General features: G+C 59.1%; 12 protein-coding genes. 7 read left to right on the forward strand and 5 right to left on the reverse strand.

The features are described 5' to 3' along the window. Positions 1-13: 13 nt before the first annotated feature. Together ACQZ6F_RS09305 and petA are read right to left on the reverse strand one after the other, a co-directional pair. Positions 14-1,288, reverse strand: a complete 1,275-nt coding sequence (locus tag ACQZ6F_RS09305) for a cytochrome b (protein ID WP_449092012.1) — start codon at positions 1,286-1,288, stop codon at positions 14-16. 14 nt (positions 1,289-1,302) lie between these two features. Further along, positions 1,303-1,881 (reverse strand): ubiquinol-cytochrome c reductase iron-sulfur subunit, encoded by a 579-nt coding sequence (petA, locus tag ACQZ6F_RS09310; RefSeq protein ID WP_068388340.1) that lies wholly within the window; start codon positions 1,879-1,881, stop codon positions 1,303-1,305. A 466-nt stretch (positions 1,882-2,347) separates the two neighbouring features. Between petA and ACQZ6F_RS09315 the strand changes: the two genes are divergently transcribed. Continuing rightward, positions 2,348-3,289, forward strand: coding sequence for an endonuclease/exonuclease/phosphatase family protein (locus ACQZ6F_RS09315; RefSeq protein ID WP_449092011.1), 942 nt, complete (start codon positions 2,348-2,350; stop codon positions 3,287-3,289). Positions 3,290-3,334: 45 nt separating this feature from the next. Here ACQZ6F_RS09315 and ACQZ6F_RS09320 read toward each other — a convergent pair whose 3' ends face one another. Next, the gene (locus ACQZ6F_RS09320; protein WP_449092010.1) at positions 3,335-5,197 is read right to left on the reverse strand and encodes an ABC transporter ATP-binding protein; all 1,863 of its coding nucleotides are present in this window, start codon (positions 5,195-5,197) and stop codon (positions 3,335-3,337) included. Between the two features lie 271 nt (positions 5,198-5,468). Between ACQZ6F_RS09320 and ACQZ6F_RS09325 the strand changes: the two genes are divergently transcribed. Next, complete coding sequence (locus ACQZ6F_RS09325; protein WP_449092009.1) at positions 5,469-6,080, forward strand: LysE family translocator; 612 nt, start codon at positions 5,469-5,471, stop codon at positions 6,078-6,080. A 106-nt stretch (positions 6,081-6,186) separates the two neighbouring features. On the opposite strand, the gene ACQZ6F_RS09330 is transcribed toward ACQZ6F_RS09325, so the two are convergent. Further along, complete coding sequence (locus ACQZ6F_RS09330; RefSeq protein ID WP_449092008.1) at positions 6,187-8,040, reverse strand: ABC transporter ATP-binding protein; 1,854 nt, start codon at positions 8,038-8,040, stop codon at positions 6,187-6,189. A 395-nt stretch (positions 8,041-8,435) separates the two neighbouring features. On the opposite strand from ACQZ6F_RS09330, the gene ACQZ6F_RS09335 reads away from it, so the two are divergent. The 3 genes from ACQZ6F_RS09335 to ACQZ6F_RS09345 all read left to right on the forward strand — a co-directional run bounded on the left by ACQZ6F_RS09335 (position 8,436) and on the right by ACQZ6F_RS09345 (position 12,011). After that, positions 8,436-8,933 carry a tRNA (cytidine(34)-2'-O)-methyltransferase gene (locus ACQZ6F_RS09335; RefSeq protein ID WP_449092007.1) on the forward strand — a complete coding sequence of 166 codons (498 nt, stop codon included), beginning with the start codon at positions 8,436-8,438 and terminating at the stop codon, positions 8,931-8,933. A 77-nt stretch (positions 8,934-9,010) separates the two neighbouring features. Further along, positions 9,011-10,162, forward strand: a complete 1,152-nt coding sequence (locus ACQZ6F_RS09340) for a hypothetical protein (RefSeq protein WP_449092006.1) — start codon at positions 9,011-9,013, stop codon at positions 10,160-10,162. 205 nt (positions 10,163-10,367) lie between these two features. Then, positions 10,368-12,011, forward strand: a complete 1,644-nt coding sequence (locus ACQZ6F_RS09345; RefSeq protein WP_449092005.1) for a Na/Pi cotransporter family protein — start codon at positions 10,368-10,370, stop codon at positions 12,009-12,011. A gap of 51 nt (positions 12,012-12,062) precedes the next feature. Here ACQZ6F_RS09345 and ACQZ6F_RS09350 read toward each other — a convergent pair whose 3' ends face one another. Beyond that, entirely contained in the window at positions 12,063-12,323 is a 261-nt protein-coding gene (locus ACQZ6F_RS09350; RefSeq protein WP_068388647.1) for a hypothetical protein, read from the reverse strand. Positions 12,324-12,492: 169 nt separating this feature from the next. On the opposite strand from ACQZ6F_RS09350, the gene hemF reads away from it, so the two are divergent. Both hemF and ACQZ6F_RS09360 read left to right on the forward strand, forming a co-directional pair. Beyond that, entirely contained in the window at positions 12,493-13,404 is a 912-nt protein-coding gene (gene hemF / locus ACQZ6F_RS09355; RefSeq protein ID WP_077469344.1) for an oxygen-dependent coproporphyrinogen oxidase, read from the forward strand. A gap of 193 nt (positions 13,405-13,597) precedes the next feature. Continuing rightward, positions 13,598-13,876, forward strand: coding sequence for a hypothetical protein (locus ACQZ6F_RS09360; RefSeq protein ID WP_449092004.1), 279 nt, complete (start codon positions 13,598-13,600; stop codon positions 13,874-13,876). Positions 13,877-13,996 lie beyond the last annotated feature (120 nt).

The raw sequence follows: 13,996 nt of genomic DNA on the forward strand, positions 1-13,996 counted from the left end.
CCTCTATCGCCGGTTATGCTTGCGCCGAAGCGGCAACTTTGCCGTTCTGCTTTTCAAGAACCGCTTCCGTAATCGAGTTTGGAACCCGCCTCGGTGTCTCGACGAGGCCGAGAACCGGCATGGCGACGAGGAAGAACAGGAAGTAGAACAGCGTCGCGAACTGCGCTGCCGTGGTGTAGATACCTTCCGCCGGCTGCGAGCCGAGCCAGCCGAGCAGGATGGCGTCGGCGATGAACAGCCAGAAGAACAGCTTGTACCAGGGACGATAGACGGCCGAACGGATCTTCGACGTATCGAGCCATGGCAGGAAGAACAGCACGATGATCGCACCGAACATCGTCAGAACGCCGCCGAGCTTGGAGTCGATCGGTCCGATGTTGAAGGTTATCGAGCGCAGCATCGCGTAGAACGGCAGGAAGTACCATTCCGGAACGATGTGGGCCGGCGTCTTCAGCGGATTGGCCGGGATGTAGTTGTCGGCGTGGCCGAGGAAGTTCGGAAGGTAGAAGACGAAATAGGCGAACACCAGCAGGAAGACGGAAACGCCAAGCGCATCCTTCAGCGTCGCATAGGGCGTGAAGGCCACGGTATCAGTCTTCAGCTTAACTTCGACGCCGGTCGGGTTCGTCTGGCCGGTCACATGCAGCGCCCAGATGTGCAGGATAACAACGCCTGCGATCATGAACGGCAGCAGATAATGCAGCGAGAAGAAGCGGTTGAGCGTCGGATCGTCGACGGCAAAGCCGCCGAGCAGGAACGTCTGGATCCAGTCACCCACCCATGGGAAGGCCGAGAAGAAGCCGGTGATGACGGTCGCGCCCCAGAAGGACATCTGACCCCAGGGCAGAACGTAGCCCATGAAGGCCGTCGCCATCATCAAGAGGTAGATGATGACGCCGAGGATCCAGAGGATTTCGCGTGGTGCCTTATACGAGCCGTAGTAGAGGCCGCGGGCGATGTGCAGATAGACGGCGACGAAGAAGAACGACGCGCCGTTGGCATGCATGTAGCGCAGCAGCCAGCCGTGATTGACGTCACGCACGATCTTTTCGACTGAATTGAAGGCGACTGTCGTATCCGCCGCATAATGCATGGCAAGCACGACGCCGGTCAGGATTTGCAGAACCAGCATGACGGCCAGCATGGCGCCGAACGTATAGGCATAGTTCAGGTTGCGCGGGACAGGATAGGCGATGAAACTATCGTAGACCATACGCGGCAGTGGAAGCCGCGCGTCTACCCATTTTTCGAGCCCTGTGGATGGCTCGTAAGACGAATGACCACTCATGATTCAGCTCCCCCTCAACCGACCTTGATCTTCTTTTCAGACGTGAACGCATATTGCGGTATGAAGAGGTTTTGCGGCGCAGGCCCATGGCGGATGCGACCGGCGGTATCATAGACGGAACCATGACAGGGACAGAACCACCCGCCGTATTCCCCTGCCTGACCGAGCGGGATGCAACCCAGATGGGTGCAGACGCCGATCATCACGAGCCAGTTTTCCTTCCCGTCGCCGGCTGAACGGGCGACATCGGTCGCCTGCGCGTCGGCAGGAAGGTTGGCATTGCGGGCGATGGGATCTTTCAGTTCGGAAATCTGGGTGCCCTTGGCATCGTCGATTTCCTTTTGCGTCCGGTTGCGGATGAAGACGGGCTTGCCGCGCCATTTCACCGTCAAGGACATGCCAGGCTCCAGGCTCGACACGTCGACTTCAATGGAAGCAAGAGCGAGTGTCGATGCGTCCGGCCGCATCTGATCGATAAACGGCCAAGCAACGGCAACCGCGCCGACTGCACCGGCCATCCCGGTCGTCAAATAAAGGAAATCGCGACGAGTTGGCTCGCCGGTGGATTCACTTGTCGTACTATGCTCGCTCAACGCTGCACATCCTCTTCCCGCAAACCACGGCAAAACCGCGGTACCCCTCACCAACAGCGAATCGTGGCGACCATAATTCCGCCATAGATTCCTCCGTAACCCGCTGCGTTCTAAGCTTCATCGCAAATTATGTCCAGTCTTGGCAAGGGGAGAGGGCACAATGTCGCGGCAAAACTGCGCTATTGCGTCGCAAGGGCCGAGCCTCAGATCTTCCCTCCCCGCGCCAAGACGTTAAGATCATGAAAAAGCAAGCAATTCGCATGACAGTTTTTTATGTTGCAGAGCGAAATAAACAATGATTTTCATGCCGCATCGCAGCACATATAAATAGAATTCACCAGCAGGCTTGGACAAGCCACGCCTTTCCGCCTCCGAAAGCCGCATGCACTTCATGCACGATTTATCAGCCGACGCGATAATCGTGCAGCGCCGCCATAGCACTGCAAATTGAGACTTGAGACGCTTGATGAAACATACGGCCTACTGCGTATTCTCAGTCCTTTCCACTCTTGCGGTCGGCATTCTGGCGGCTCGTTATGCCGTCCATTTGTGGATATTGGCCTTCTTTGAAAGCCTGCAGACCCATTTCAGCCTGGTAGCGATCGCCCTTGCCTTGATCGCGCTCATCTTCAAGCGGCACTGGTACGCGGCGCTCATCCTCGCGGCGGGCATAGCGCTCTGCGTCCATTCCGTCGTGATGCTGCGGGAATTTGCCGCCCCGGCTATCGTGGAGACGCCCTCGGCGCAAGCCAAACGCTACAAGCTTCTCTCGTTCAACATTGAGAACGACAATTTCGAAAACGGCGCGCGCATTGCCGACTTCATCCTCGCCTCGCAGGCTGATGTCGTTGAAATTTTCGAGGCGGAGCCGATCCTGTCACAGATGGGCCGCATCACACAGCTTTATCCTTATCGCATCGGCTGCGGCGCGATGACGCCGGACTGCGGTTCCCTGCTGCTATCGAAGAGACCATTCCGCACACAGGAAATCCGCAGCATCGGCGGCCTCTGGAACAATCGCTTCATCCTGGCGAATATCGACATGGACGGGCAGCCGGTCAATTTCGTCACGACGCATTTGAGCAAGCCCTATTTCGACGACTTCCATGAAAACGAACTTGATCTCCTCGCTCGGCGCGTCAATGGCATGAGCGACCCGCTGATTCTGGCCGGGGATTTCAATGCTTCCGTTATTGCGCCCGACATGCGTGAGTTTTTGGCCGCGACCGGCCTGCGCCATGTGTTTCCCGAACCGGCGACCTGGCCGACCGAAGCCGGCGCCTATGGCATTGCCATCGACCATGTCTTTGCCCGCGCACCGCTGCGGCTGATATCCGTCACGCAGATTCCGGATGCCATGGGCTCGAACCATTTCGGCCTGATGACGGAGTTCGACGTTCCGCGATAAGACGTTGATATCGAGGGACCTTCATCGTCAGTATATCGATTCTGGTTAGTCGGCCTCCGCCGCGATGAAGCCGCCGGACTGACGCGCCCACAACTCGGAATAGAGGCCGCCACGGGTAATCAGCTCGTCATGGGTCCCCATCTCGATGATCTCGCCCCCGTCGATGACAACAAGCCGGTCGAGCTTGGCAATGGTCGAGAGCCGATGCGCGATCGCCAGAACGGTCTTGCCCTTCATCAGCCTATCGAGATTGGCTTGCAGGACGGCCTCAGCCTCCGAATCAAGTGCCGACGTCGCCTCGTCGAGAACAAGGATCGGCGCATCCTTCAGCATGACCCGGGCGATGGCGATGCGCTGGCGCTGGCCGCCCGAAAGCTTGACGCCGCGCTCGCCGACATGGGCGGCATAGGCAGCCCGCCCCTTCTGATCCTCCAGGGTGGTGATGAACTTGTCCGCCTCGGCCTGCCGTGCCGCTTCCACCATCTGCTCGTCGCTGGCATCCGGCCGACCGAAGAGGATGTTGTCACGAATGGATCGATTGAGAAGTGCCGTATCCTGCGTCACCATGCCGATAGCACCGCGCAGCGACTCCTGCCGCACATCGGCAATATTCTGGCGGTCGATCAGGATGCGGCCGCCTTCAAGGTCGTAGAAGCGTAGCAACAGATTGACGAGCGTCGTCTTGCCCGCCCCTGAACGGCCGACGATACCGACCTTCTCTCCCGCACGCACGGTGAGAGAGAAATTATCGATGATGCCGCCGCCACGCCCATAATGAAAGGTCACATTCTCGAAGCGGATCTCCGGGCCTGTTATTGCCAGATCCTTGGCATCGGCCCGATCGACCAGCCCAATGGGCTCGGAAATCATCTCGGCCGAATTCTGGATCGTGCCGAGATTGCGCATGATGGCATTGAACTGCGACATCATGCGGCCGAAGAGCATGTTGAGCCGCAGCACCATGCTGAGCGTGAAGGCAACGCCACCGGTCGAGATCTCGCCCGACAGCCAGAGGTGCACGGCGAGCGCTCCGATGGTGGTGATCATCACGCCCGACAGCAGCGCCAGCGAGGAGCGCACGCCGGTCAGCAGCCGCGTAAACGGCATGACAGCGGCCTGGAAGCGGTCGAAGCCCCTGCGTATATAATCGTCGTTCTGCTCTTCCCGTCCGAAGAGCTTCAGCGTCTGGATGTTGGCATAGGCGTCGACCATGCGGCCGTTCAGCATGGAGGATGCCTCGGCGGCATTGCGCGCATGCTGCCGGATGCGCGGCACGAAGTGGCGGGCCAGCAGCGAGAAGACGCCGATCCAGATCGTAATTACCAGCGCCAGCCGCCAGTCTAGACCACCGACCAAAGCAATGGTCGAGGCGGCATAGATGATGATGAACCAGACCACTTGCAGAAGCGACACGACAAGATCACCCGTCGCCTGCCCCGCCGACCAGACTTTGGTCACGACACGGCCGGAAAAATCGTTCTGGAAGAATTCGACCGATTGCCTGGCCACATGCCGGTAGGCCTGCCAGCGCACAAGATTGAGGAAGCCGGGAACGACCACCTGTTCCTCGACGAGCGCACCGAGGCTGACGATCACAAAGCGCACCACGAGCACGACGAAGACCATGCCGAGAAGCGCCGCGCCGTGGCCGGCGAGCAGCCCACTCCAGCCTTCGCCCGGCTTCACCTTGTCGAGAATGTCGACCAGATGACCGACGAACCAGAAGAGCGCCGCCTCCAGCATCGCCACCGCCCCGCCAAGCGCCGCCATAGCCAGGAACGGCCCCTTGGCCTGTCCAACATAATACCAGATGAAGGCTCCAAGCGACCGCGGCGGCCTGAGATCGCCGCTGCGGTAGTAGGGATCAATCCAGGTCTCGAACAGGCGATACACGGAACGGATAAGCATAACAGCGATATAGGGAATTTCCGGAGGTTCGGAAAGTAAAGGCAGGCCGTGGCGAAGGTTACATTTTCGTTAGAATGCGGCGTCCGTGCGTTATGATTGAACGGCGAGCAGCGCGCAATTTCGTTCAAGACCGGAGTGCACGGCACCTCGATATTGCTTCAAGCCATCATCGAGAGAGATTCATGCCCCCAATTCCCTCGCACATCGACCTGATACATCCACGGCATCCGTCATCAGTGCGCGCCTTTCCCGTAACAAACCAGGCAATCGCATGAGCTGGGAGTTTCTGATAACCACCCTCATCATCGTTGCCTCTCCAGGCACCGGAGCAATCTATACGCTTGCTGCCGGATTATCGGGCGGTGCGAGGACAAGTGTGGTCGCCGCCTTCGGCTGCACGCTCGGCATCATCCCGCATCTGCTGGCCGCAATAAGCGGCCTTGCCGCGCTGCTGCACACCAGCGCCATGGCGTTCCAAAGCCTCAAATGGCTCGGGGTCGCCTATCTGCTCTACATGGCCTGGTCTATGTTTCGGGAGCGGGGCATTCTGCGCATTGACGGCGCACCGACCGACAAGAGCACACGGCAGGTGGTTGCCTCGGCAATCCTGATCAATCTGCTCAATCCAAAATTGTCGATCTTTTTCTTCGCCTTCCTGCCGCAATTCGTGACGCCGGGTCAGCCAAACGCGATCACGCTGATGTTGAAGCTAAGCATGATCTTCATGGCACTCACCTTCATCATTTTCGCAGGATATGGTGTGTTCGCAGCCTATCTGCGCCGCCATATCGTCTCAAATCCGACTGTTCAGTCATGGATGCGCCGAAGCTTCGCGACCGCCTTCGGAGCGCTCGCGATACAGCTTGCTCTTGCAAGCCGTTAGCGCGCGTCATCTCCCGGATTTCTCTGTTGCGTTTTGGATTTTGGGAAAATGGTCTTTATGGAAAAACAGCAACCGGGGCGCCACAGCGCCCCGGTTGCCTGATCAATTACTCTGCTGCCGCCTCAGCCTCTTCATGGTCGGCGAGGAAACCGCCGGACTGGCGGCTCCAGAGCTCGGCGTAGATGCCGCGGTTCTCGACCAGCTCCTGATGTGTGCCCGTTTCGATGATCCGGCCCTTGTCGAGAATGATAAGGCGGTCCATCTCGGTCAGCGTCGACAGGCGATGCGCGATGGCGATCACCGTCTTGCCGTGCATCAGCGCGAAGAGGTTTTCCTGGATAGCCGCTTCCACTTCGGAATCGAGCGCCGAGGTCGCCTCGTCGAGCACCAGGATCGGCGCGTCCTTCAGGAAGACGCGGGCGATCGCGATGCGCTGCCGCTGCCCGCCGGAGAGCTTGACGCCACGCTCGCCGACCTGGGCATCGAGCCCGGCGCGGCCCTGCAAGTCGACCAGACCTTCGATGAATTCCCAGGCATTGGCGCGCTTGGCCGCCTGGATCACCTCTTCGTCGGTCGCGTCCGGACGGCCATAGGCGATGTTGTCGCGGATCGAGCGGTGCAGCAGCGACGTATCCTGCGTCACCACGCCGATCAGCGAACGCAGGCTGTCCTGCGTCGTCTCGGCAATATCATGGCCGTCGATGGTGATGCGTCCGCTCTCCAGATTGTAGAATCGCAGCAGCAGGTTCATCAGCGTCGTCTTGCCGGCGCCTGAGCGACCGACTAGCCCGACCTTTTCACCGGCACGGATATCCAGGGTCAGATCCTCGATGACACCCTTCGCCTTGCCGTAGTGGAAGCGAATGTGGTCAAAGCGGATCGCGCCCTGCTTGGCCGTGATCGGTGCAGCCGCCGGCTGGTCGACGATATCATGCGGCTTGGTCATCATTTCCATACCGTCATAGACGGTGCCGATGTTTTCGAAGAGCGCCGAGACTTCCCACATCACCCATTGCGACATGCCGTTGATGCGCATGGCAAGACCGATGGCGATGGCGATCGAACCGACTGCGATCGAGCCGTTGAGCCAGAACCAGATCGACAGTGCCGAAACGATGAACAGCGCCGCGCAATTGTTGGTGTAAACAGCAGCGTTGAACAGCGTGATCTTGCGCATCTGCTTGTGCACGGTGTCGAGGAATTCCTCCATGCCGGCCCGGGCGTAGCTCTCCTCGCGGCCCGCATGCGAAAACAGCTTCACCGTCGCAATGTTGGTGTAGCTGTCGACGACACGTCCCGTCATCGTGGAGCGCGCATCGGCCTGCTGCGCGGCGATCTTGCGCAGCTTCGGCACGAAATAGGAGACGATGCCGATGTAAATGCCGAGCCAGATCACGATCGGAATCACCAGTCGCCAGTCTGCCATTGCAATGACGAAGATCATCGACAGGAAGTACGTGACCACATAGACGAAAACGTCGAGGAGCTTCATGACGGTTTCGCGCACGGCAAGCGAGGTCTGCATCACCTTGGTGGCGACACGGCCCGCGAACTCATTGGCAAAAAAGGTCATGCTGTGACGCAGCAGGAAGCGATGCATCTGCCAGCGTGCGATCATCGGGTAGTTGCCGATCAATACCTGGTGCATGATGAAGCTGTCGAGCGCCGCCGCAAGCGGCAGGCCGACAAGCACCATCGCCCCCATCCAGAACAGCTTGGTCCATTCCGTTTGCAGGAAGGTCGCCCTATCGGCCTTCGTCAGCCAATCGACGATATCGCCGAGGAACTGGAACAGCGCCACCTCGCCGATCGCGATCGACATGGTGAGGACGCTCATGGCAATCAGCCAGGGTGCGGCCGGCTTGGTGTAGTGCCAGCAGAAGGCAACAAGACCGCGCGGCGGAGCGTCCGGTATCTCGCTCGGAAATGGATTTAGTCGGCGTTCAAACCAGCCAAACATTGAAATGCTCCAGAGACTCGACCTTTTGACCACCTGCTGCGCCTAAAGGTCGCAGACTGATATGGTGGCCGGGCGATGAAAGAACGAGGCCACGCTGGCCGCGAAATGGATCGAAAGGGGGTTTTTTACTGCGAAAGTGCGCCCGGGAGCGCCTTGATCAGAGCCGTGGGTCTACGGCACGGAGGCGCATCATTACAAAGGTGATATCCATCTGTGCCTCCTCTTTCGCTGGTTGTAGAGCGAGTGTCTTTTAACGCGCATTTCCTGGTTTGAAAAGCGAAATATGCCTTAAAAATGGGCTGAAATCTTCAATTATGCTGATGGAAGACATCACAAAAGTCGAAATTTCATCGAAAATCGAAGACAAATCCGGGCGATTTCGCTAGTTGCAACCAATGACCATGCTTCGTATCGCCCTCTATCAGCCCGACATTCCCGGCAACACCGGCACGATCCTGCGCCTGGCCGCCTGCCTCGGCCTCGGTGTCGATATCATCGAGCCGGCAGGCTTCGACATATCGGACCGCAACCTGAAGCGCGCCGGCATGGATTACCTTGCAGCCGTCAGCCTTACCAGACACGTCAACTGGGAACGTTTCGAGGCATGGCGCCTGGAGAGCGGGCGGCGGCTGGTGCTGGCCTCCACCAAGGCGGCGGATCGCTATACCGATTTCGCCTTCCGCGGCGACGATATTCTTCTCTTCGGCCGTGAGAGCGCCGGTGTGCCGGAGCATGTCCACGAGAAGGCCGACGGCCGCATTCTGATCCCGATGGTCGAGGGCCAACGCTCCATCAACGTCGCCATGTCGACCGCCATGATCTCAGGCGAAGCCCTGCGGCAGACGCAATGGTCGCCGATGTCGGTACCGAGCCCGAATGTCGCACCCCGATAGGCGTTGGCACACCGAATAAAGTGTGAGAAGCTTCTCCCTGGAATGCTCTAACTCAGGCAGCCTTGGCGAGGTGACCCATGTTCCAGACGGCATTCACACTCTCTCTCACGCAGTTCGCGCGCAGCTTGAGCCTCCCCGAGCGGCTACAGCACTCGCCCGGCCGAAATCTGGCGCTCGAAGGTCTCCGCCAGCGGAATCTTGCGCTCGACGCGATGTTCTACGACATCAAGGTGATCACGCCGGAAGAAGCCTTCTACATCAGCGACTCTCTGGCCGCCGAAGGCGCCATCATGATCGTCCCGCCAAGCGGCGGCGCTGCGATAAGCCTTTGCGAGACCGTAGATGAATTCGTGTTGCGCGGTGGCGCCAGGATGCAGGCCCTTGCCGTCGCTGGCATCGGTGGTTCAGCATTGGGCGCCGCGGCCTTTGCCCGCAATGTCGCCGACGCAATCCAGGCGCCTGTTGCCGTTGTCGTCTCCGGCTACGGCATCGCGGATATCATCACCGAGACGTTTGGCGGCCTGTTCTTTTTCTCCCATCTGAAGGGACTACGCCCGTTCCTGGAAACATTGGACGATCTTGCCGGCCGCCCCAAGGTCGGGGCACAGGGCGGAGGATCAGCTTCCCGCACCAGCCTCGATACCCGAACGGTGCAGGCTCTGCTTGGCGACCCCCGCCTCTCCTTCCACCTGCTGGCCGGCCATTCCAAGGGCAATCTCGTGCTCTCCGCCGCCCTGCACGAGCTGTGCAAACAGGATGAGGAGCGGATCACGGAATTGGCCCGAAACATGAAGATCATCACGATAGGCGCGCGCATCGCCATGCCGCCAGCCTTCACCGATGTCGTCGATGTCATGGGTGAATGGGACTGGTTCGGCGAGATGAACTCACGAGCCTTTATCCACGCAGATAGACGCGTTCCGCATGCATGGCATCACACAAACACGGATTTGAACGGGCATTTACCCGTGACATCGGCGCTCAGGGACATCCTGGCAGCCGCTCCGAGAGCGGCGCATATCCCGGCAGAGGAACGCGACCTCGAATCCCCGGAGAAGACATCATCGACCGCGATGGAAACGGGGTTTCCTCTGCCTGCGGCAAACCCGGAACAGAGATCCGCAACGATCGAAGAGGTCAAGAAGGCCTTCGCCAGCGGCACGTTGCCCAACCCACCGCAGATTGAACCCGGCTCACCGGATGAATTGCAGCCGCCCAAGCCACATTGAATTGGGCCATGCGCAATTACTGACTAAATATGTCGCAAGCGACGGTGGACTAAGGTTTCGGCAAGCGTATAATGCTTAGCCGGCGATCAAAATTGCCATTTCTCATCCAACACGATTACATGCTGAAACTCATGCCTTTTCAGTAGGTTATTATCGCTTTCGGATTCATTGACGACATGCCGGCATGAGAAAGAATTAGAAAAAAATGGAATCAACCATTGTCATGATCAACCTGTTCGGCGCCGTCGGCCTTCTGCTGTTCGGCCTTGCGCAGGTAAAGGATGGCGTGTCCCGCGCCTTCGGCGCCCGTCTCAGAACCGGCCTTGCCAAGGGCACCCGCAGCGGCGCGCGATCCTTCGCTTCCGGCTTCGTGGCGACCATTGCTTTACAGAGCTCAACGGCAACGGCTCTGATGATCGCCTCCTTCGTCGAACGCGATCTCGTTTTACCAAGCATGGCGCAGATCGTGCTGCTCGGCGCCAATGTCGGCACGGCGGTCACGGCATGGATCGTCGCAACCGGGATCGAATGGCTATCCCCACTCATCATTCTCGTCGGCATCGTCTTCTATCGCCGATCTTCGACCGCCCAGCAGGGTGCCGGCGCGGCGCTGATCGGTATCGGGCTCATGCTGCTGTCGCTGCAGCTGCTGAGCATGGCGACCGCGCCGATGCGGCAATCGGCGGCGCTCGGCGCCTTCATCGGCCTGCTTGACGGCGCATTGCCCGTCGCGCTGATCTTTTCGGCGGTGCTGGCCTTCGTGTCCTCCTCAAGCCTTGCCGTGGTCGTCCTGATCCTGTCGCTGGCATCCACGGGCATCCTTTCTCCGGCCTTGACCGTCGTGCTCGTGCTCGGCGCCAACCTCGGCGGTGCGGTTCCGCCCGTCATGGCGACACTCTCAGGCCCGGCGACTGCGCGGCGCGTCACGCTAGGCAATCTGATCGTGCGCGCCATCGGCTGCCTCATCGTTCTGCCGCTCGCGGGCTATATCGGTGACTGGATGCAGAGCCTGCATTTCTCGCCGGCCAAGCTGCCCGTGGATGTCCACCTGCTCTTCAACATCGCCCTTGCCATCTGCGCATGGCCATTCTCAAGCCTGCTCTCCAGAACCATGCTGCGGGTTGTGCATGACGATCCGAAAGCCGATGACGGCCCCAAATTTCTCGATCAGCAGGCGCTGAATACGCCTGTCGTGGCACTTGCAAGCGCCACACGCGAGGTATTGGCCGTCGGCGATCTCATCGAACGCATGCTCATCCGCACCGAAAACGCCTTCAACGACAATGACCTGTCCCCCTTGAAGGAAATTCCTATTCTGGAAAAGCGCGTCGACCGGATCCAGCAGGAGGTGAAGATCTATTTGTCGAAGCTCGGGCGCGATGGGCTTGATCCCGAAAACGGGCGCCGCTCCATCGTCATCATCGATTATGCCATCAACCTCGAACACATCGGCGATATCGTGGAAAAGGGTCTGGCCGAACAGGTGGCGAAGAAGATCGGCAAGGGCCTCACCTTCTCAGACGACGGCTATCGTGAACTGCGAAGCCTCTTCAGCCTGACGATCGACAATCTGCGCATCGCACAGACCATCCTCGTGACGCGCGATTCCAATCTCGCCAAGCAGTTGATGGAAGTGAAGGTGGACGTGCGTCGGCTCGAAAAGCAATCGTCCGAGCGTCATCTTGAGAGATTGCGTGATGGCCGCATCGACAGCCTGCAGACCAGCTCGTTGCATCTCGACATGCTGCGCGATCTGAAGCGCATCAACGCGCATATCGTCTCGGTTGCCCATCCGATCCTGGACGAGAGCGGATTGCTGATCGAGAGCCGGTTGCGGAGCACAAAGTAAACATCACGGCAGGCTGATCGCCTGCCGCTGCAAGCTTCTGTTCCGTCCGGTTCAATCCGCCGACGGCAAGCGCCTCATGGTGAACTCGATACGATCGCCGTCGATCTGACGCCAGCTTTCGACCTCGGTCCAATAGGCTGCCTTCGGGAATTCATCGAACCACTCGCGCGCCTTGGCGCGCGCATCGGGCCGACTGAGACAAAAAGTCTCGCGAACGAACTCGCTCTTTCCGCCGGCGGGATGTTCCTGCCGATAGCGGAATATTCTGCTTCTCAGCCCATCAAGGGGCGGCGGTCCGGGTATCTTCATGATAAAACCTCGCCAATGTGAGGGAACATAATACCGCATCGAGAAATTTGCGAGTCGATTCTCCTCGCATGCCGCCGCACTGGTTGCGCCGCAGTGTTGCTGCTATTCAAAATCACGATACATACGGTGCGAATCGCGGGCCGCCGGCCGCTCGCACTGTCGGAGAGCATGCATGGAACGACCCAACCTTCCCAAAGGACTACCCGAGGATATTGAAGCAAAGAAAGAGGCGGCGCGAAGCTGGTTCGAGAGCCTGCGCGACGCGATCTGCGCCGAGTTCGAGCAGTTGGAAAACGAGCTTGCCGGCCCCCTTTCCGACCAGGAGCCGGGACGCTTCGTCGCCAAGGACTGGCAGCGGGAAAAAGGCCAGGGCGGTGGCGGGCGCATGTCGATGATGGAAGGCCGCGTCTTCGAGAAAGTCGGCGTCCATACCTCGACCGTCTACGGCGAATTTTCTCCCGATTTCCGTAGCCAGATACCAGGCGCGGAGGAAGATCCACGCTTCTGGGCGTCTGGCTTGTCTTTGATCGCACATCCCGTCAATCCGAACGTGCCCGCCGTGCACATGAATACGCGCATGGTCGTCACCACGAGCCATTGGTTCGGCGGCGGCGCCGACCTGACCCCCGTTCTCGATCGTCGCCGCACCCAGGAAGACCCGGACAGCACCCTTTTCCATCGCGCCATGCAGATCGTCTGCGACCGGCACGCTGTCGCCGATTATCAGCGCTACAAAAGTTGGTGCGACGAATATTTCTTCCTGAAGCACAGGAACGAAGCACGTGGCATCGGCGGCATCTTCTTCGACTGGCTGCATTCGGAAGAGGAAGCCGGCGGCTGGAATGCCGATTTCGCCTTCACACGCGACGTCGGCCGGGCCTTTTCGATGGTCTATCCGCGCATCGTCCGCTCGAATTTCAACGAGACTTGGACCGAAGAGGATCGCGACGAGCAATTAATCCGCCGCGGACGCTATGTGGAGTTCAATTTGCTCTACGATCGCGGTACAATATTCGGGCTGAAGACAGGCGGCAACGTCGAGTCGATACTGTCGTCTATGCCCCCAGTGGTGCGTTGGCCCTGAAAGCAGTAGCGCAAGGGCGTGAAGCTGTTTTACGACGGCGGCACGCGGCGAAGAAGACCTAAAGTGCAGAGAGCGAACCTTGGAGGTCGCGATGTACTTTAGGCGTTCAAAATAAAATGATCAGATAGGCCCTGAAATCGACGGGAGAAGACCCTAGGTTACGTAATGCTCGTTTCAATCGGAGGAGGTTGCAATGGCAGTACTGAATCAAGCCACGGAAGTTTCGAAGGAAGAGAAGCTTTCGCGGACAGTCGACAGTCCGGAATTCGTCATCCGGCTGGCAGAGGATATGCGGGTCCGCAGTGGATCCGATCTGCCGCTCACCTGCTTTATCGAGCAGGTGAGAATGCAGCTTGCAGGTAAGTCGCCAAGCGATGTCGCCCGCATGGCGGCCGATCGTCCCGCAAAACAGGCGCCCATGACCAGATATCAGTCATCGGACTGCTTCAAATCCTGGGCGATGCCGGATTGAAATCCGCAAGAGCGCGTCCGGCAGGTACAGAGCCTTGCCGGACGGGGAAACCTTTTCCTACCCGTCGCGTTTTAACCTTCATGTCCTTCGGCATGAAGGATTGTCTCGGCATTTAAATTG

The organism is Rhizobium sp. A22-96 (assembly GCF_053521805.1).